At 50.4% G+C, this 20906-nt stretch carries 13 protein-coding genes and 1 pseudogene; all 14 read left to right on the top strand.

Going from position 1 to position 20906, the window contains the following annotated elements; genetic code table 11:
• Nucleotides 1–76: 76 nt before the first annotated feature.
• The 14 genes and pseudogenes from QFZ80_RS24005 to QFZ80_RS23945 all read left to right on the top strand — a co-directional run bounded on the left by QFZ80_RS24005 (nucleotide 77) and on the right by QFZ80_RS23945 (nucleotide 20851).
• A complete protein-coding gene (locus QFZ80_RS24005; RefSeq protein ID WP_307561393.1) occupies nucleotides 77–4231 on the top strand; it encodes an endo-1,4-beta-xylanase in 4155 nt (1384 codons plus the stop codon).
• A 183-nt stretch (nucleotides 4232–4414) separates the two neighbouring features.
• On the top strand, nucleotides 4415–5494 hold the full coding sequence (locus tag QFZ80_RS24000) for an alpha/beta hydrolase (protein ID WP_307561391.1): 1080 nt from the start codon (nucleotides 4415–4417) through the stop codon (nucleotides 5492–5494).
• Between the two features lie 88 nt (nucleotides 5495–5582).
• The gene (locus QFZ80_RS23995; protein ID WP_307561389.1) at nucleotides 5583–5906 is read left to right on the top strand and encodes a hypothetical protein; all 324 of its coding nucleotides are present in this window, start codon (nucleotides 5583–5585) and stop codon (nucleotides 5904–5906) included.
• A gap of 328 nt (nucleotides 5907–6234) precedes the next feature.
• Nucleotides 6235–8022 (top strand): sensor histidine kinase, encoded by a 1788-nt coding sequence (locus QFZ80_RS23990; protein ID WP_307553521.1) that lies wholly within the window; start codon nucleotides 6235–6237, stop codon nucleotides 8020–8022.
• A complete protein-coding gene (locus QFZ80_RS23985; RefSeq protein ID WP_307553522.1) occupies nucleotides 8015–9589 on the top strand; it encodes a response regulator transcription factor in 1575 nt (524 codons plus the stop codon). Before QFZ80_RS23990 ends, QFZ80_RS23985 begins: the two co-directional genes overlap by 8 nt.
• A gap of 257 nt (nucleotides 9590–9846) precedes the next feature.
• Complete coding sequence (locus tag QFZ80_RS23980; protein ID WP_373460150.1) at nucleotides 9847–10806, top strand: ABC transporter permease; 960 nt, start codon at nucleotides 9847–9849, stop codon at nucleotides 10804–10806.
• Between the two features lie 74 nt (nucleotides 10807–10880).
• Nucleotides 10881–11714 (top strand): carbohydrate ABC transporter permease, encoded by an 834-nt coding sequence (locus QFZ80_RS23975; RefSeq protein ID WP_307555998.1) that lies wholly within the window; start codon nucleotides 10881–10883, stop codon nucleotides 11712–11714.
• An 81-nt stretch (nucleotides 11715–11795) separates the two neighbouring features.
• Nucleotides 11796–13502, top strand: a complete 1707-nt coding sequence (locus QFZ80_RS23970; RefSeq protein WP_307553523.1) for an ABC transporter substrate-binding protein — start codon at nucleotides 11796–11798, stop codon at nucleotides 13500–13502.
• Between the two features lie 120 nt (nucleotides 13503–13622).
• Nucleotides 13623–13895 (top strand): annotated as a pseudogene (locus QFZ80_RS23965) (beta-glucuronidase); the annotation flags it as partial.
• A 282-nt stretch (nucleotides 13896–14177) separates the two neighbouring features.
• Nucleotides 14178–15902: a cellulase family glycosylhydrolase gene (locus QFZ80_RS23960; RefSeq protein ID WP_307561387.1), complete on the top strand. Its 1725-nt coding sequence runs from the start codon at nucleotides 14178–14180 to the stop codon at nucleotides 15900–15902.
• A gap of 28 nt (nucleotides 15903–15930) precedes the next feature.
• Nucleotides 15931–16197, top strand: a complete 267-nt coding sequence (locus QFZ80_RS39160) for a beta-galactosidase (protein ID WP_373460148.1) — start codon at nucleotides 15931–15933, stop codon at nucleotides 16195–16197.
• Nucleotides 16198–16348: 151 nt separating this feature from the next.
• Complete coding sequence (locus QFZ80_RS23955) at nucleotides 16349–18019, top strand: cellulase family glycosylhydrolase (RefSeq protein ID WP_307564218.1); 1671 nt, start codon at nucleotides 16349–16351, stop codon at nucleotides 18017–18019.
• A 91-nt stretch (nucleotides 18020–18110) separates the two neighbouring features.
• A complete protein-coding gene (locus QFZ80_RS23950) occupies nucleotides 18111–20159 on the top strand; it encodes a beta-galactosidase (RefSeq protein WP_307561385.1) in 2049 nt (682 codons plus the stop codon).
• A 44-nt stretch (nucleotides 20160–20203) separates the two neighbouring features.
• A complete protein-coding gene (locus tag QFZ80_RS23945) occupies nucleotides 20204–20851 on the top strand; it encodes an SGNH/GDSL hydrolase family protein (RefSeq protein ID WP_307561383.1) in 648 nt (215 codons plus the stop codon).
• The last annotated feature ends 55 nt before the right edge of the window (nucleotides 20852–20906 follow it).

Genomic DNA, 20906 nt, shown 5'->3' with positions numbered 1-20906 from the left:
GTGAAGCCAATTACCTAAGTTGTAAAATGAAATTGAAATAGTATTGTAAGCGATTACAAGAAAGAGGAGGATGTTTGTGAGAAAGAAAATTAATTTATTGATGGCTATCGTGCTGCTTGTAGGGATGATCGCCCCCCAGCTGCTAGTGCCTTTGAAGGCAGCAAACAGCGGACTGGTGGTTTTGTCCCAAAGCTTTGAAGATGGCCAAACAGGCGGCTGGGTAAAGGTGCCTTGGATGGGGGACGGAAGCGTTGCCATAACGTCGGCAACATATTCCGAAGGATCCAAGTCCTTGGCGATGACGGACCGTGCTGCAAGTAACAGCAGCCCGTTCTTGGATTTGACTTCGTTGACGAAACCTGGCCATACGTACGATTTATCGCTGAAGCTTAAACTCGGAGCAGGAAACGACACCTTTCATATCGCTTCTAATGTCGCCGCCGCCTCGCTGACTAACCAATATCCTTGGCTGGTAGGGGATAAATCGGTTAATTCCACAGAATGGACCACCTTTGAATTGAAGGGATACCAGCTCCCGAGCGATACCACGGGGTTCAAAATATGGGTTGAGTCGAATAATTCCACCACAACGGAGGATCTCTATATCGATGAAGTGTCGCTAACGGACGTCACGCCGATTGATCAACCGGGGATCCAATCTACTTTTGAAGACGGGCAGGGGGAATGGGTACGTAGGAACGGATCCGGCAATATCGGCATATCGTCGATTGACAATCACACCATCGGCGGCTCCACGAGCTTGCTGACCATGGTAACAGAGCGATATGACGGACCTTTGCTTAACGTCCTGGGGGATATGTCTGTGGGCAACAAATACAATTTGTCCGCATGGGTCAAAATGGCTTCTGGGCAGTCCCCCACTGTATTACGGCTCTCTGTACAAAGCGGTGACAGTTCTTATGCCAATGTTTCATCTAACGTGACGGTGACATCTGATCAATGGGTACAGTTGACCGGCACGTTCACATTAACAAGCACTCCGACTGTTTTGAATGCATACGTGGAAGTAGCCGACCAGTATAGCGATGCAAGATCCTTCTATACGGATGATTTCGATTTGTCCAATGTGGGCCAAGTAGCCGGACCACTGCCGATTCAAACGGATATTGATCATTTGAGGGACGTCTATTCGGACAACTTCAAGATCGGTGCTGCGGTGACTGGCGACCAGCTTACTTCCGATGTTCACACACTTCTGGATTATCACTACAGCTCTATCGTCGCCGAGAACGCTACAAAGCCAGGCTCTCTGGAACCGACAGAAGGGCAATGGAACTGGACGGAAGCAGACAAGACTGCACAGTATGCCAAGGATCACAATATGAATTTCCGGTTGCATACTCTTGCTTGGCATTCACAGGCTGCGGAATGGATGTTTAAGGACGCCCAGGGCCAGCCGCTTGCAGCAACACCGGAGAATAAACAGCTGGTGCTGGACCGTCTCACGACTTATATCCAAACCGTTGCGCGTCACTTCACTGACATGAAAGTACCGATCAATGACATTGACGTTGTAAACGAAGTCATCGATCCGGGACAGCCGGACGGCATGCGGAAGAGCGAGTGGTATAATCTGACCGGCCTTGACTTCATCCGTACAGCCTTCAAAGTTGCTCGGCAAGAGTTCCCGAACGCAAAGCTTTATATCAACGATTATGGGACGCAAGATCCGGTCAAACGCGATTTCTTGTTTAATTTGGCAACGCAGCTGAGAGACGAGGAAATTCCGATTGACGGCGTGGGCCATCAAACGCATATTAGCATCGGCGGTCCCTCTATCGAACAAATTTCCGAATCTATCCAGAAATTCGGTGAAGCCGGATTCGACAATCAGATAACGGAGCTTGACGTTTCAGTTTATACGGACAACTCCACCAGCTATGATGAGTCCATGCTTGTGAAACAAGGCTACCGTTACAAGCAATTATTCCAAGAGCTGGTTCGGCTGGATAATGAGGGTAGAAATGCCGCCAATAACACTTCGGCTTATAATCCTGACGGATGGATCAGCAATGTTACGTTATGGGGGATTGCAGACGATCATACCTGGCTGGACAACATCAATAATATCATCCGTAAAGATGCTCCTCTTCCGTTCGACGTGCAGTATCAAGCCAAATATGCTTATTGGGGAATGATTGAGGCAGTAAAGACGCTGACGCCTTCCCATCTTCCCATAACTCTACAAACAGCACTTACGGCTCAAGGCACACCCGCAAATGCTTCGGATTCGGTTTGGAATACGATTCCGACAATCAAGACCCAACAGTCAGGTACGCTGCAGGCTCAAGTGAAAACCTTGTGGGATGAACATAATCTATATGCCCGGGTAGCGGTCAAAGACATTACCAAAACCGCAACGGATAAAATCGATCTCTTCGTGGATGACAATGGAATCAAGCAATATACATTCGCACGAAATGATGCTCAAATTACGGAAGGAACCGACGGTTATGTGCTGCAAGCATCTATCCCGTTGGCAGGTAACTTAGGCAAGCAAGTAAAGTTTGACGTAAGAGTGATCGACATGGGGATTAATGACGGTACGGAGCATGGCAGCAACGGTGTCATCGTTTCCTGGAGCGATCCTCGGAACGTCCAGGACAACGACAGCCTTGGTTACGGGGTCTTGACTTATATCGATGCTACCAAAGCGGCAAGCACTCTTTACGCAACCCCCTCTATCGACGGCGAAATGGACAGTATATGGGCAACCGCACCGGTTTATACGACCGATGTAATGGCAGAGCAACATAACAACGCAGTCGCTAAAGCTCAATTCCGTTCGATGTGGGATGAGCATAACCTTTATGTCTATGCCGTTGTGAAGGACAGCGTATTGAACGATGGCAACGCCAATGCATGGGAGCAGGATTCGGTGGAAATTTTCGTTGACCAGAACAACGGAAAAACGGAGAACTACCAGGATGACGACGGCCAATACCGGATCAACTTCAAGAACGTAAAGACTGTCGGCGGCCATGCAAAACAAAATAACTATACATCAGCCACCAAATTAATTGACGGAGGTTACGTCATAGAAGCGGCTATCGCGCTGGATACGATCATTCCTAAAGCCGGAACCATGATCGGATTTGACTTCCAAGTCAACAATGCTCAGGACAGTGGAAGCCGGGACAGCGTCTTTACTTGGAACGACCCGACAGGCCAAACCTATCAGAATACCTCGAGATTCGGCGTTCTGACGTTTGAGCCAAAGCCTGCACCGTCCCAGAACGGTTCTACCTCGACCCCCACACCGGACGAATTTTTTAAAGTAGACGACCAAAAGGGCGGTAAGGTCGAACAAAATGGGGTGATCATTGATTTGCCGGCCGGAGCAAGTGGCAAAGACATTATCGTGGTCGTCAAAAAGCTGAGCGATCCCTCAAAGCTGAATACCGACCCGAATTTGAAGCTGGCCGGAGATGTGTACGAGATTACCAAGGATGTGGCAGGACCGTTCCAGAAATCAGTCACTATTACCCTTCCGTTCAACATTAGCTTGTTGGATGATGAGCATGAGGTGGCACTGTACTGGTACAATGAAGAAATCGGCAAGTGGGTCAAACTGGACGACATTAAGGTCGACCGGGAGAAAGGCACCGTTTCCGGCAGTGTGACGCACTTCACCAAGTTTGCGGTATTGGCGGCAGAAAAGTCCGTACCTGTCGAGGTTCCGGCCTTAACTGATATTAAAGGACACTGGGCGGAGGCAGGCATCCAAGCCCTTGTGAAGGCCGGTGTGATCGACGGCTACCAAGACGGTTCATTCCGACCTGAAGCAGCCGTAACAAGAGCCGAGTTCTTATCTATGATCGTCAGAGCTTTCCACCTGACGGCAACTGGAAGCGCCGGATTTGCCGATACCGGCAGCCATTGGGCGAAGGGAGCCATTGCAACCACATCCACGCTGGGAATCGTGGATGGCTATGAGGACGGAACCTTCGGCCCGGATGACAACATTACCCGGGAACAAATGGCCGTAATCCTTGCACGTACCGCACATTTGGCACCTACCAACAGTGGACTGGAATATAAGGACAGCGGCGACGTCTCCGCCTGGGCCCAAGGACCGCTTGTGGCTTTGACCGCCAAGGGTGTACTGAACGGCTACCAAGACGGTACGCTGAAGCCGAAGGCTTTCAGTACCCGCGCAGAAGCGTCGGTTATCATCATTAGGATTTTGGATGCTCATCAAGTGCAATAACGCCAGCAAGGAATAGAAAGAAGGCTGTCCGCACGTGGATTTCATGTGCGGCAGCTTGTTTTGGGGCTTCCGGAGTGGGGAGCGGGGTTAACCTTGTGGCGCAAATTAAGCCGTTTTTATAATTCTAAGGGATTCCTTAATCTTATCGTGGAAAAAATATATCCGAAGGGACAATAATGATCTATGAGAAGCATAAATGTGACGTCAGTGCCTGACGAATATCTTAGGTCAGTTAATGAAGAGTCTCAAGGTACGATTCAGGAGGTTTCCTATAAGGTAGGCAACTATATTCATTTGTCTCGACAGCTTGTAACAGATAGGAGCATCGATACTAGTGAAGCAGGAAGAGAAACCGTTGCAGGAAATACCATATTGAAGACATGCAACGTTTACTTGCCTGCGGGTTATGATCCAAACGACACTACTGTTAGATATAATGTATTGTATTTGCTTCATGGAGTAGGTGGGGATCAATATGAATGGTTAAGCAGTAACGGTAAGGCTGACGGACGATTTATCATTTGCAATATATTTGACAATCTTATTGTAAACGGCGATATCGATCCGCTGATCGTCGTATTTCCCAACGGAAGAAGCGCGTACGACTGGGCGGATAGCTCCTTCAATTCCGAAGGAACCAATATGCTGGGATTCTATTACTTCGATTATGAGTTGAGATACGATCTGATTCCATTTATAGAATCAAACTACAAAACCTACGCAGATATAACAGTCACTTCACATGAGGGAATCTTATATAACCGCACGCGCAGAGCGATCGCCGGGCTTTCGATGGGGGGGATGCAAGCCTTGAATCTGATCCTCGGCGGTTACCGACATGATTCGACGCGAATCTCTGGCACAGAGAGCCCCTGGAACAACGGGTTGGATAAGACAGTGCTCGCGCCAGGCATGATAGATTTGTTCGCTTATGTCGGAGCTTTTTCAAACGCTCCTACGTCGAGTGATGGCAAAACTCTTGGAGTCAGTCTCACATCATGCATCCATAATCTTCATTTGCTATATACCACCTGCGGCGATTCAGACGGAGTAGCAAATGGCAGCTATGCCAAATCGGTTGAGGGGCTCACGGACACTGCGGGAGATTTTGTAGGTGATTATTACCAGGTCCTTCTAAAGAATGGAGTTCATGATTTCAATGTATGGAACAACGGTGCATATAATTTTATCCGGTTATCTTTTGGGAAATGTGAAGAGCATGAAAAGCAATATGTTGTCAGGTTGACACTCCATTCATTTTAACTGAACATATACAGGGAGGTCTAGATCTGGGGCTGGGCCGTTCCCCTAAGCAGAACTTGTAGGCGGGCGTGGAATCCTTCAAGGGCGGATGACGACCATCGCCGCTTCGAGGGACGACTGCAGCTCGGCGCTTCATTTGCAAGGAATAGAAGGAAGGCTGCTGCATGTGGATTCCATGTGCGGCAGCTTTGTTTTGGGGCTTCCGGAGTGGCAGTGGGTTAACCATGTAGCGCAAATTAAGCCGTCTTTATACTCAAAGGAACCGGATGCAGTTCCGGGTCTCTGCTGGCCATGCGGAAATGCATATCCGGCAGACGGCGGTTCAGGCCAGCGTCAATCGTGTAGATCGGCCTTGATCCCGTCGAGCCGGGTCGGGTTCTACGATCCGCATTTTGTATTTCAGCCTTTTTGATCGTTCAAACCACTTCAAATCTTTATAGTTCTTTACATTTTCACAAAGAAACCAGCAAACCCTTGAATTTACTGGTTTCTTGCACTTTAAAACTTATTTGTCATCCAACCAAAGGTATTTTTTTATTGCAAGCAGGCGGATCATAATGCAACGTCGATTTTATTGTGTTAGGATAAAAATATCTAATTTTGACATGAAATTTCCATGAGTCCGCCGGGTAGGATGCTCTCGAAAGTTTTCTTATAATTATACAGCCCCATAGCAGAAGCATGAAACTAATATATTTCACATAATTGAAAACGCTATCAAAAAAAGGGGCGAGGTGCTTATGAAATGGTTAGACAAAACAAACAACATTCACATGAAAAAGAAGTTGATCATTTCATTCATCCTTGTCGTTTTTATTCCGGTCGGGATCGTGGGCGCTTTGCTGACCCAATCGCTCCGCCAGACGGCACTTAACGATGCGGTCCAGCAAACATCGAACGACGTGGAGAAGGTGAAGACGCGCATCGACGAAATATTGAAGCAGTCGATCGAGATTTCTAACAAGTTGGCGACGGACCCGCGATTGGAAGCTCTGGTCAATAAGCGTTACCAATCGAAGTATTCTGTTGTAGAAGCCTATAGAGAATATCAGGAGTTCGAGCAATACGAGCGGCTGTATAAAGAAATCGCCAACATCCGGTTGTACGTGGATAATCCGACGCTGCTGAATAACTGGGATTATTTACAGCCAGAGCCGTCGATTGTGAATGCGGAATGGTACAAGGCGGCGATCAAGAACTCGGATAAAATCGGCTGGTATTACATCGGAGACGAAACGAAGGGCGATAGTGCTTACCTGAGTCTGGTGCGTCGCGTCTATTATCCGAATTACCGAACGACCGGCGTGCTCGTCATCAATATCAGCCAAACGGAGCTGAACGGAATTCTGAGGCAGGAGCAGTTCGATACGATGGTCATCGACGGGAACGGATATATCGATGCGGCCAAAAACACGGACCTCGTAGGTAAGCATATTCGCGACTTTCATATCACCCAGGAAATGCTGGATAAACCGAGCGGCACGTACCAAATCGATTACAACGGAGAAACGTCGAAGCTCATTATAGAGTCCCTCATTCCGGACGTGAGCAGTAACGGCTTGAAAATCATATCCGTGTTTTCGGTGCAAAGCATCGTTAAGGGAGCGAACCGGATCAGCATGTTCGGACTCTTCATTATCATCATGAGCCTGTTAATCGCCTTGGTGTTCATCTATATTTTTTCCTCCCTGTTGTCGAAGCGCATCCTTCGCTTGAGCAAGCAAATCAATAAGGTGGCTTTAGGCGATTTGCATGCCAGCTCAGTGATTGATGGTGACGACGAAATCGGCCAGCTGTCGCGGCAATTCAATTATATGGTCGGCAATATCCGCGAGTTGATGGAGGAAGTGACCGAATCGAACCGGCAAAAAGCGCAGCTGGAGCTCAAGCAGAAAGAAATCAAACTGAAAATGATGGCCAGTCAGATCAATCCCCATTTCTTGTTCAACGCCCTTGAGTCGCTGCGGATGAAGATTCATTTGCGGGGGAGTGCGGATATTGCCGACATCGTCAGGGTGCTTGGGAAACTGATGCGCAAGAGCCTCGAGATCGAAGGCGGTACGATTACACTCGGCGAGGAGCTGGATATGGTCCGATGTTACTTGGCCATTCAACGATTCCGTTACGATGACCATCTTTTCTACGAGCTTGAGCTCGACCCGGCATCAAGCGAATTCCGGATTCTGCCGCTCGTCGTGCAGCCCCTGGTGGAGAACGCCGTGATTCACGGGATTGAGAATAAAGAAGAGGCGGGCTTAGTACGGATTCGGACGGAGCTTCAGGATGACGCCCTGTATGTGACTGTTGCTGACGATGGCGTCGGAATTCCGGAAGCGAGGCTGGATGCGCTGATGTGCTCGCTGAACGACCCCGAAGACGGGAAGAACCATCGCATTGGCCTGCGCAACGTGCATCAGCGGCTTGTCCTTACCTATGGAGAGCAATATGGACTCCGCATCGTCAGCCGGGAAAATGAAGGGACGGAAATTCGTTTCATGATACCGATTGGAGGAGATTCGCATGTATAAAGTTATTCTCGTAGACGATGAAAAAGCGATACGCCAAGGCTTGAAGGCGATTGTGAATTGGCGACGGCACGGCTTTGAGGTAATCGGGGAAGCGGGCAACGGCCGGGAGGCGCTGCTCCGGCACCAGGAGCTGAAGCCCGACCTTATGGTCATGGATGTCCGCATGCCTGGGATGGACGGGCTGCAGGTTATCGAAGAAATTCGCAAGTCCGATAAGGAATGCCAATTTATCATTTTAAGCGGCCATGCCGATTTCTCGTACGCCAAGCGCGCGATTTCATGGGGAGTGAACGCCTATTTGCTCAAGCCAGTAGATACGGATGAATTCGACGCAGAGCTTGACAGGATCGGTGGAGTGCTGAGGGAGGCCTCCGGATCGCTGCAAAAAAAGGAACAGACGTCGGCGCAGCAGCTCGAGGATCAGATCGTATCGCTGCTAATGTATGATGAGGAGGGTCACCGTACGGCGATGGAACCGCCGAAGGAGCCGATTCTCGATTGGCGTTCGTATCGGGTAATGCTCCTGAAGCTGCATCCGCCTCTTGGCAGTCATGCAAACGGTCGGGCGGAAGTCAGAAGAAAGCTGGCAGAGCGTTTTGAGTCGTCGGGTACTGGCATCGTATTCGCCGCAGAGCCCTTTGTCGGCGTTCTGCTGAATGAGAGGGCGCCGAATAAGCTGCAGGCCAATTCGATGTATCTGGATTTGGAGGAATCGCTTCTGGGACTGAACGGCGGCTTCTCCGCAGCGGCGGGAGACCCGGTGCATCAGCTCGCCGACATCGGTCTATCCTATTCGCAGGCTGTCCGGCTGCTGAAGGAAGAGTTCCTGTTCCGCGGAGAACGGACGGTCATCCTTAAGCGTCCGCCGCTCAACCTTGCCGCGAACGGAGCAAGAGACGGCGAGCCAACCGGACCCGATATAAACGGTTTGGCGGATAAGCTATTTTATGCGCTAGATATCGGCAGCAAGGACGCCGTTCGGCGCATTCTGGATGAAGGGGGGCAGTCGATCGCCGCGTACGACGGCGCGGAGCAAGCAATGAAAATCGCCGTCTCGCAATGGATATCGCTCGCGCTGACCAAGCTGTCGAACACAAGTGATACCGCCTTCACCGCCGTACAGGCTGCCCTTTCGGTAGTCGCGGAAATCTATGAGCAGCCTGATCTTCGGTCGTTGCGTCAGATGCTTGAGGACAGGTTGCTCGGACTGACGGAGCGCATAAGCACGTTCAGCTGCGAGTCTGCCGTTAAGCAAATTCTCGACTTCGTGGAGCGTCATTACGCCGAGAACTTAAAGCTTGAGACACTCGCTGAGCTATTCAATTACAATAGCGGGTACTTGGGGAAAATGTTCAAAAGCTTCACGGGCGACACCTTTAACAACTATTTGGACAAAGTCCGAATCCGGAACGCCAGGCATTTGCTGGCCAGCGGGCTCAAGGTGCACCAGGTAGCGACGCGTGTCGGGTATGCCAACGCCGATTATTTTCATTTGAAATTCAAAAAGTATCTAGGCGAATCGCCGTCCCACTATAAGATGAAGCCAACCAAAACCACTTCGGTGTGATACCGTGCTGCCATATTCTTGCATGTCGATTTTTGATATAATATAGCGTCCCCATCTTCGTTCAAAGGCGCTCCCTTCAAGATGTTTTCGCACGAAAAGCCATAGATGTTCCGGGAGGAGGGCCATGGGCCTCCTTCTTTTTTTGAATCTATTGAAAACGCTTATTTTAACATGATTTATTGGCGAATTTCTCGGGTTTTGACGTCAGGCCTTGTGCGTTAAACTAAGATCAAGAGAGAGAAGGAGGAGGAACCGGGATGGAACCGCTAACAACTGCTGCCATTTTTCATCCGGCGGAGAAACGAAGGAAGAGCTTCATTCGCACCATGCTGGAGCAGAAATATTTATACTTCATGTCCGTGCCTTTCATCATCTGGTTGTTTATATTCAACTACGTTCCATTATGGGGCTGGTTGATGGCATTCCAGAACTATAAGCCTGGCAAGAATATTTGGCAACAGAAGTGGGTGGGGCTCAGCAACTTCCACGAATTGTTCGCGGACGAACGGTTCTATCTGGTTTTGCGGAATACGCTTGCAATGAGCATTATGGGGCTTATTGTCGGATTTACCGTTCCTATTATCTTTGCACTGCTGATCAACGAATTGCGCGGACAGTTGTTCAAGCGGACCATTCAGACGGTTTCGTATTTGCCCCACTTTGTTTCATGGGTGGTTGTCGCCGGTTTGGTCAGCAAGATGCTCTCCACCGACGGCGGTGCGGTGAACCAACTGCTGATGATGCTTCACATTACGGACCATCCGATCCAGTTCATGGCGAAGCCCACCTGGTTCTGGGGAATCGTCACATCAGCGGATATGTGGAAGGAAACCGGCTGGAACTCCATCATCTATCTTGCGGCCATGGCCGGGATTGATCCGGAGTTGTACGAAGCGGCTACTGTGGACGGCGCGGGAAGGTTCCGCCGGATGTGGAATATTACGCTGCCGGGAATCCGCCCCACCTTCATGGTACTGCTGATTCTGTCCATCGGCAACCTGATTAGCATCGGCTTCGAGAAGCAGTTCTTGCTTGGGAATCCGCTGGTCAATGATTACTCCGAGGTGCTTGATATTTACGCTTTGAAATACGGTATCCAGATGTCCCGTTATTCCTACGGCACCGCAATCGGGATATTCAATTCCGTTGTCAGTATTTTCCTGGTGTTTACGGCCAATGCCATCTATAAAAAAATCACCAAAGAAACGATCATTTAGGAGGAATCACAGTGCAAGGGCTTGTGCAGAAAAAACCAGCCGACCGCTTATTCGACATTTTCCTGTATGCCATCATGATCCTGATCGGGATTGCAACCTTATATCCGTTCATCAACGTGTTGGCCATTTCCTTCAACGACTCCGCGGATACCGTCAAAGGCGGCATCCACGTATGGCCGCGGGTTTTCACTACACGGAATTACGAGACGATCTTTCAATATGAGGGCTTGCTGACCGGATTTCGCAACTCGATCATCCGAACTGTCTTGGGTACGGTGGTCGGCGTCTTGTCCGCCTCCATGGTCGCTTACGTCCTGAGCAAGACGGAGTTTCAGGCGAGGCGGTTGTTCACCACCATCTTCGTGATGACCCTGTACATCTCCGGCGGCTTGATTCCCGGCTATATGCTGATTCGCGACTTGCACCTGTTAGGCACATTCTGGGTTTATATTATCCCTGGCATCTTGAGCGTATGGAACGTGCTCATCGTGCGCTCCTATATTAACGGTCTGCCTTATGCCTTGCTGGAATCCTCGAAGATGGACGGCGCGAACGACTGGACCATCTTCTGGAGAGTCATTCTCCCCTTGTGCCAGCCAGTGCTGGCTACCATCGCGCTGTTCATCGCTGTCAACCATTGGAACTCCTGGTTTGACACTTATCTGTACAACGGTCAAAAGCCGGAGTATACGACCTTGCAATACGAGCTCCGCAAGGTTCTGCTCACGACGGACAACGGCGGCAATATCTACGACCCGAACAACAAGCAGCAGTCCTTGGCGATGGTTTCGCCGGAATCGATCCAGATGGCCATCACCATGGTCGTCACCGCTCCGATCCTTTTGGTGTATCCTTTCCTGCAAAAGTACTTCGTGAAAGGCATAACGCTGGGAGCGGTCAAGAGTTAACTGACATCGGTAGGCTCAGGGAACCTGTCCAATACAATCATTACCTCATTCATCATCTAAAAAAAGGGGAGGCAGTATTTCATGAAAGTCAACACAACGAAAGTGGCTAACGTTCTGATGATCGTCGCCTTGTTGGCGGCAACCGGCTGCAGCAAGCCGAATTCCGACGGCGCAAGCAGTCCTGCGGCATCGTCAAAACCATCGGTATCCGAATCGTCCAAGGAAGCTCTTACCCCCTTGACAGTCCGTTTCGCTGCGGGCGACAACAACCCGCTTTGGGACGACATGCAGAGTGAAGTCGGCAAACTCATTACGCAAAAAACCGGCATCTCCATCAAGGCACAATTCCCGGTAGGCGGCAATGATGACATGTTTTCGCTGATGGTGGCAAGCAACGACTATCCGGATATGGTTGCGGCCAAGGGCAGTGCGGGCAAGCTGAAGGACGCCGGCGCTTTGCTCGATTTGGCGCCGCTCATTGACAAGTATGCACCGAACATCAAGAAGCTATATGGCGATTATATGAAGCGTCTGCGCTGGAGCAATGACGACCGTGGCATTTATGTCCTGCCGACAGCTGGGGTAAACAACCAATACTTCAAGGCAGGCGGCGGCTTCGAGCTGCAGCATGCCGTGTTGAAGGAGCTTGGCTATCCGGCAATCAAGACGGTGAAGGATTTCGAGAACGCGCTCAAAGCCTACAAAGACAAGCACCCGACCACAGCCGATGGCAAGCCGATCATCCCCTTGTCCCTGAACGCAGGGGAATGGCAAATTTTGATTACTACGACCAACCCCGCCGTTGCCACGACAGGCGCGCCGGATGAAGGCGAGTTTTACATTGATCCGAAAACCTATGAGGCGAAATTCCACTACTTGCGTCCGGAGGAGAAGGAATACTTCCGATGGCTAAACCATATGAACGACATCGGCTTGCTCGACCCGGAGAGCTTCGTGCAGAAGTATGACCAGTACAAGGCGAAGGTTGCCAGCGGCCGCGTTCTGGGACTCATCGATGCGGATTGGGACTACGCCAATGAAGAAGCATTGCTGAAGAAAGAGGGCAAGTTCGATCAAACCTACGCCCACTTTCCGGTTACCTTGAATGAAACTTACAAGAGACATGATTTCCAAGATACCGGATACTTGGCTGGTACCGGCATCTCGATCACGACGAGCGCCAAAGACCCGGTTCGCATCATCAAGTTCCTGGATTTTCTGGCGTCTGATGAAGGGCAAGTGTTGGTCAACTGGGGGATTGAAGGCAAGCATTACAAGGTGGAGAACGGCAAGCGCGTCATCCTGGACGACATTTTGAAGATGAAGATCAATGATAACAAAAAATTTAAGCAAACTACCGGTATTGAAATGTACCGAATGGGACCGAGCTATGGTGACGGTGTGAAGGACCCGACGGGCAACTATTACACCACTGTCTTCCCGGAACAAATCGAGAAGGAATACACCCAAGCGGACAAAGAGACATTGGCTGCTTACAAAATCAAGAACTTCAAGGATCTGTGGCCGTCCGAGAAAGAATTCCCGGTTAGACCGTGGGGCGCAGCATGGAACATCAACATGGAAAGCGGCTCCGAAGCGAACGTCCTCTTTCAGAAGTGCGAAGACATTATGAAGAAGCGCGTTCCGGAAGCGATACTGGCGAAGCCGGACCAATTCGACGCCGTATGGGACAGCTTCATGAAGGACTTGGAAAAAGCCGGCGTTAACAAGCTGAATCAGGAATTCACCAAGCTGGTGAAAGACCGCGTGAAGCTTTGGAATGAGTAAAAGCTGACAAAGTCAAGCTGAAAGCCGACAGCAGCATTAAGTAACGTCGGCTTGTTGAACCGATCCGATTGAGAGGGGCCGCCATAAGGAGTGCGGTCCCTTATCTCATGCCGGCGCGATTACGGATATCGTGACCCGAGCCGGGTAAAAGGAACGGAGGAACGCCAGGCCGGTATCATTGAGAGCATTTTGGCGGCTTATATGTCCGTCCCATTCTTGTCCGGCATGCTAATCTGGCAATTTTGCGACTGCAGGGTAACGGAAGGGTCGGGATGGTTGTTGACCCGCGCCGGAACACAGAACAGCAAAGGAATCGTCGACCGATACCGCAGGCCGAAGCGGGCGTATTCCATTGTGAAGCGATATTTTACAGGAAATCATCCAAAATATTGAATTTCTACATGATTTTTAGATGATTTTATGAAGTATTATTATAACTGCCATATAGTTAAAATAAAAATGTCACCGCTTACATAAAGCGTTCAATGAGGAGTTGCATGAAAAACACAACATCGAAGCGCAGTCACAAGTGTCTCTGGGAATTGATTTCCTTGAAAGACAGCAGTGCCCATTATTCCAAGCAGAGGAGGATATTCAGGTATGCATCAGTAAATACGCGGCAAGCAAAACATCTACAGAATCAATCTAAATAAATGAAACAAAAGGAGAATTTCTATGCGCACAAATAGATCTTATCTGTCAGTCGCAATGATCGTTGCCCTGTTGCTGGCGTTGTTTTCACCCGTCGGCTCGGCCGCTGCTTCCCCGAAAGAAACCCAAATGCAGTCTTATGTCAGCGCAATGCAGCCCGGATGGAACCTGGGCAATACATTTGATGCATTTAATACGACTGATCCAACAAAAAATGATGAGACGGCTTGGGGCAACCCGCGCGTAACCAAAGAATTCATTAAGGAAATTAAGAAGCAGGGCTTCAAAAGTATCCGTATTCCGATTACATGGAACGGGCGGATGGGCGGCGCACCGGATTATACGATCGATCCGGCCTGGATGGACCGGGTTCAGCAAGTCGTCGACTGGTCGCTGCAAGAGGGACTGTATGTCATGATCAACATTCACCACGACTCTTGGATGTGGATCAGCAAGGCGCCGGCGAATCATGACGCCGTATTGGCCCAATATAATGCGATTTGGACGCAAGTCGCCGACCGATTCAAGAATCATTCCGATAAACTGATGTTCGAGAGCATCAACGAACCGTTATTTGAAAACGTTGATGTGGCTACGCAGCACACGTTTCTTGATGAGTTCAACACATCCTTCGTCCATATTGTAAGAGCGTCGGGAGGCAAAAATGACGTTCGTCCGCTAGTGCTGCCGACGTTATTTACGAATAACTCGCAAGAGCATGTGGATTCGCTTGCAAGCACGATTGCCAAGCTGAACGATCCGAATTTGATCGCTACCGTTCATTTTTACGGCTTCTGGCCGTTCAGTGTAAACATTGCGGGCTTCCCGAAGCTTGAAGAATTAACGATTAAGGATATCGATACAATGATTAATAATGTAACGACTTCGTTCGTATCGAAAGGAATTCCTGTTGTCATTGGCGAATTCGGACTGCTCGGCTGGGATGCTACACCTTTCAAAACACCGTTAAGTGAAGGTGTGCCCGAGCATGGCGAGATGTTGAAGTTTATCGAGTATTTCACCTCTAAATGCGTAGAGAACAAACTTGCCCTTATGCTGTGGGACAACGGCGGGCGTTTTGACCGCAGAACGCTTCAGTGGAACGATCCTGAGCTATACAATCAGATCATGGCCAGCTTGAAAGGCCGCTCTTCCACTGGCGAATCCGATCTGATCTTTGTCAGGAAAGACGCGCCGGCTCAGGACACCGTAGTCCATGTGAACTTGAATGGCAATATTTTGACCGGCATTTGGGCCGGGGACAATCATTTGGTCAAAGGCAAAGATTATGAGTTGAACGGCGAAGACCTGACCCTCAAAGCAAGTTTTCTCGCCAAGCTGACCGAATCGGCCGAACTCGGCGAGGTTGCTGTATTGAAGGCCCAATTTAACAAAGGCGCCGATTGGACCTTCCATGTATTGTACAATGACACGCCGGTGCTGCAAAACGTGGAAGGCACAACCGCAAGCTTTGTGATTCCGACTGCCTTCAACGGTGACCGTCTTGCCACGATGGAGGCCACTTACACTACAGGGGGCAACGCAGGTCCGAATAACTGGACTTCGTTCAAGGAGTTCGCCCGGACATTCAAACCTACTTATGCTACAAATGAAGTCGCACTTACAGAAAGTTTCTTCAAAGAAGTGAACGATGGTACGGTGATTCTGAAGTTCCACTTCTGGAGCGGCGCCATCATCGAGTACACGATTACGAAGAACGGCACGAGCGTTACGGGCACAGCATCGTAGAAGCTGGAATTTATTAGGGAAAAAGGGGGTGCTGCCCAGCGCCCGTGCGCTGCGGCAGAGCTCCCTTACTACCGAAATAAGAATTCGTTTCAGTGAGAGAAACGCTACCTTCAAAAACCCATCTTATTTGCTTGACTGGAAAAGATTCGAAACGGATTCTGTCGCCCGGTTCCAGCAACTGCAAGTGAATCTTCTACGAAAGCGGTGTCCGGGTCATTTCGTGACCCATAATATTTGGAGCTACCCGATGTCCCTTGACTATTACAAACTCTGCGAGTCGTTGGATTTTGCCTAACTTGACTATTATCAGCTTACGGCCAAAGGTGGCCGAATCATTGGCACACCTAAGTAACGTCCGCCAAGCAACACGTGTACAGTGGAAGCCAAAATTATGAAACCAAAGGAGAATTTCTGTGCAAACCAAAAGATCTTATCTGTCAGTCGCAATGATCATTGCCCTGTTGCTGGCGTTGTTTTCACCCGTCGGCTCGGCCGCTGCTTCCCCGAAAGAAACCAAAATGCAGTCTTATGTCAGCGCAATGCAGCCCGGATGGAACCTGGGCAATACATTTGATGCATTTAATACGACTGATCCAACAAAAAATGATGAGACGGCTTGGGGCAACCCGCGCGTAACCAAAGAATTCATTAAGGAAATTAAGAAGCAGGGCTTCAAAAGTATCCGTATTCCGATTACATGGAACGGGCGGATGGGCGACGCACCGGATTATACGATCGATCCGGCCTGGATGGACCGGGTTCAGCAAGTCGTCGACTGGTCGCTCGAAGAAGGTCTGTATGTCATGATCAACGTTCACCACGACGCTTGGATGTGGGTCAGAACGATGCCAACGAATCATGACGAAGTATTAGCCCGATATACCGCGGTATGGACGCAAATCGCTGACCGCTTCAAGAATCATTCCAACAAACTGATGTTCGAAAGCATCAACGAACCGGAATTTTTAGACGTTGATATAACGACGCAGCTCGCATTTCTTGATGAGATCAACACAACCTTCGTCCATCTTGTAAGAGCGTCGGGAGGCGCTAATGCCGATCGTCCGCTTGTGCTGCCGACGTTATACTGCAATGACGAGAAAGTGCGTGTGGATTCGCTTGCAAGCACGATTGCCAAGCTGAACGATCCGAATTTGATCACGACCGTTCATTTTTACGGCCTCTGGAATTTCAGCATAAACATTGGGGGCTACCCAAAGTTTGAGGCGGACACGATTAAGGTTGTCGATACATTGATTGACAATGTATCGAATGCGTTCGTATCGAAAGGAATTCCCGTTATCGTAGGCGAATTCGGACTGCTCGGCTGGGATGTCAGCGAAGGTTTGCCCGAGCATGGCGAGATGTTGAAGTATATCGAGTATTTCACCTCTAAAGCCGTAGAGAACAAACTTGCCCTTATGCTGTGGGACAACGGCGGGCGTTTTGACCGCAGAACGCTTCAGTGGAACGATCCGGAGCTTTACAATCAGATTATGGCCAGCTTGAAAGGCCGCTCTTCTACTGGCGAATCCGATCTGATCTTCATCAGGAAAGACGCGCCGGCCCAGGACACTGTAGTGCCCTTGCACTTGAACGGCAATAAGCTGACCGGCATCTGGGCCGGAGACTATAAGCTGAAAAAAGGCAAGGATTATGAGTTGAACGGCGAAGACCTGACCCTCAAAGCAAGTTTTACCGCCAAGCTGACTGAATCGGCCGCACTCGGCGAGGTAGCCGTATTGAAAGTCCAATTTAACAAAGGCGCCGATTGGACCTTCCATGTCTTGTACAATGACACCCCGGTGCTTCAAAACGCGGAAGGCACCACCGCAAATTTTGCGATCCCGACCGCCTTCAATGGCGACCGACTTGCTACGATGGAGGCCGTGTATGCTGAAGGGGGCAACGCCGGTCCGGATAACTGGACTTCGTTCAAGGCGTTCGGCCAAACATTCAAACCATCTTATGCAACAAATGAAATCACTCTTACACAGAGCTTCTTCAACAAAGTGAACGACGGAACGGTGATTCTGAAGTTCCACTTCTGGAGCGGCGCCATTATCAACTATACGATTACGAAGAACGGCACGAGCATTACGGGCACAGCATCGTAGAAGCCGGAATTGATTTGGGGAAAAAGGAGTCCTGCCTTGCGCCCGTGCGCTGGGGCAGGACTCCCTGCTGCCGAAATAAGGATTCGTTTCGGTGAAAGACGGCTTACAATTAAAGGTACTTAGCTTAGCAATCAGTGGAGGGCTGCTTATGATTAAAATGGGTGTGGATTATTATCCGGAGCATTGGGAGCGCGCCATGTGGGATCAGGATGCGGATCTGATGCGGCAGACGGGAGTCCGTCTGGTACGGTTAGCTGAATTTGCCTGGTCGCGTCTGGAGCCGGAGGAAGGACGGTACGATTTCGCATGGTTGGACGAGGCGATAGAGGTTTTCCATGAACGAGGCATCGAGGTCGTGATCGGAACTCCGACCAACACGCCGCCGAATTGGCTGGTGGAGCGGTACCCGGACGTGCTTCCCGTTGACGCCTTGCTGCATCCGCGATATCCCGGTGTGCGCGGACATCGTTGTTATAACAGTCCTTCGATGTGCCTTTATTCGGAGAAAATCGTGGATAAGCTTGCCTCGCATTATTCGAAGCATCCGGCTGTAACCGGATGGCAGATTGATAACGAATTTGCTCTGAACGAGTGCCATTGCGACAATTGCAGCGAGCGGTTCCGAGAATGGCTGTCGGAGAAGTACGGATCTTTGGAGGCTCTTAACCGCGCTTGGGGCACCGTCGTCTGGAGCGGGGAGTACAGCAGTTGGCTGCAAATCAAGCCCCCGCTGGGCGGTACCTCCTTCAAAAACCCGTCTTATTTACTGGACTGGAAAAGGTTCGAAACGGATTCCGTCGCCCAGTTCCAGCAGTTGCAAGTGAATCTTTTGCGGAAACGGTGCCCGGGTCATTTCGTGACGCATAATATTTGGAGCTACCCGATGTCCCTCGACTATTACAAACTCTGCGACTCGCTGGACTTTGCCTCCCTTGACTATTATCCGAACACAAGTCCGGAAAAATCGGATACGAGCGGATACGGCGGGGCACTGACGCTGGACTTGACCCGGGGGATCAAGCGGGGCAACTTCTGGATCATGGAAACGATCAGCGGCCCGCCAGGCTGCTGGTTCCCGATGTGGCGAACGCCGCAGCCGGGGTTTATTCGGGCGTTCGCCTGGCAGTGCATATCGCGCGGTGCAGACACGCTCGTGCATTTCCGGTGGAGAAGCGCTCCGGTCGGCGCCGAGCAATTCTGGCATGGCTTGATCGACCACAGCAACGTTCCGGGCCGCCGGTTAGAGGAGTACAGCAAGCTGTGCGAGGAAGTGAACCGTCTCTCACCGCTGCTGACCGGATCGGAGGTGCATGGCGAAGCGGCCATTCTTCACTCGCACGATCAATACAATGCTCTTCAGATTCAGCCGCAGGCTGAGGGGATGGATTATTTCGACAATATAAAGCTGTATCACCGCGCATTGACCAAGCTGGGCGTTCAGACCGATGTGGTAAATATGACAGCTGATTTAAGCGGATATCGGCTAATCGTCGCCCCCTCTCTCTATTTGCTGGATGAACGCGTGGCAGGCCATTTGGAGGATTGTGTCCGCAGCGGGGCTACCTTGATTGTAACGAATCGCACCGGCGTTAAAAATATGAACAATGTTTGCCGGATTGAACCGCTGCCCGGGCCTCTGGCCGAAGCGGCTGGGGTGTACGTGTCAGAGTATGATCCGATCGGCAAAGACGTCCATACCATTCGGGCGAAGAATGGGAAGACCTATACATGCATGCAATGGTGCGATATTTTGGAGCTTTCCGGCGCGGAACCGATCGCTTGGTACGAAGACGATTTCTTCGCCGGCAAACCGGCCGCTGCGGTTCATTCACTTGGAAGCGGCAAGGTGTATTATTTGGGGACGGTTGCCGAGGAGAGCTTTTATTTGGACTTTTTCCGGGAGGCATCAGCAGAAGCGGGTGCGAGCCTGTTCCCCGATCTGCCGGAGGGCGTCCAAATCTCGGTTCGCAAGAAGAAAGAGAAGCGATATTTGTTCCTATTGAATCTTTCGCGGAAGCGGCAAACTGTAACGCTAGGTCAAGCTTATCCAAGTCTTCTCAGCGAGAGACGGATCGGACCGGAACTTGACATGGAGCCATACGCCGTAGAGATTGTCGAGCTTGCCGAAACCGGCTACTAGATTTAGTAAATTGGACTTATCCAACAACGAAAGGAAAATCGATCATGAACCTAAGACGACAAACGATTTTGTTTCAAGGCGATTCCATAACCGATGGCAACCGGGACCGCAACGAGGATCCCAATCACATTTTGGGACACGGATACGCTTTTATCATTGCTAGCAAGCTCGGCTTCGAATTGGCCCGCAACCAACCGCATTTCATCAACCGGGGTGTCAGCGGCAACCGGGTTTCGGATTTATACGCCCGCTGGGACGAGGATGCAATCAGCTTAAAGCCGGATCTGATCAGTATTCTGATCGGCGTCAACGACGCCTGGCGGATCCTGTCGGGTTGTCCAGGCGACCGTTTCGAAAGAGCGTACCGGCATTTGCTGGCGGAAACGAAGGAGATGCTGCCTTCCGCAGGATTAGTGTTGTGCGAGCCGTTTATATTGAAAGTCGGGTGTACAGAGGAAAAATGGGAGGAGTGGCGAAAACGGATCGATGACTACGGCCGTACCGTTCGCCAGTTGGCCGAGGAATACGATGCAGTATTCGTTCCATTACAGGGGGCGTTCGACAAGGCCTCGTCCGGCATGGATGCCGCCTATTGGATATGGGACGGCGTTCACCCGACGGCGGTCGGCCATGAACTCATTGCCCGCGAATGGCTGTCCATCGTTCAGAACAGCCCGTTGGCCATTAGTTGAAAGTGTACCTTGATTGAACAGGAGGTGATGAACAAGGTTGTTACCGTTTGGGAGT

Source organism: Paenibacillus sp. V4I7 (assembly GCF_030817275.1).
Classification (GTDB): domain Bacteria; phylum Bacillota; class Bacilli; order Paenibacillales; family NBRC-103111; genus Paenibacillus_E.
The sequence above is the reverse complement of the archived record's forward strand: the minus strand, read 5'-3'. Positions and strand labels throughout refer to the sequence as shown.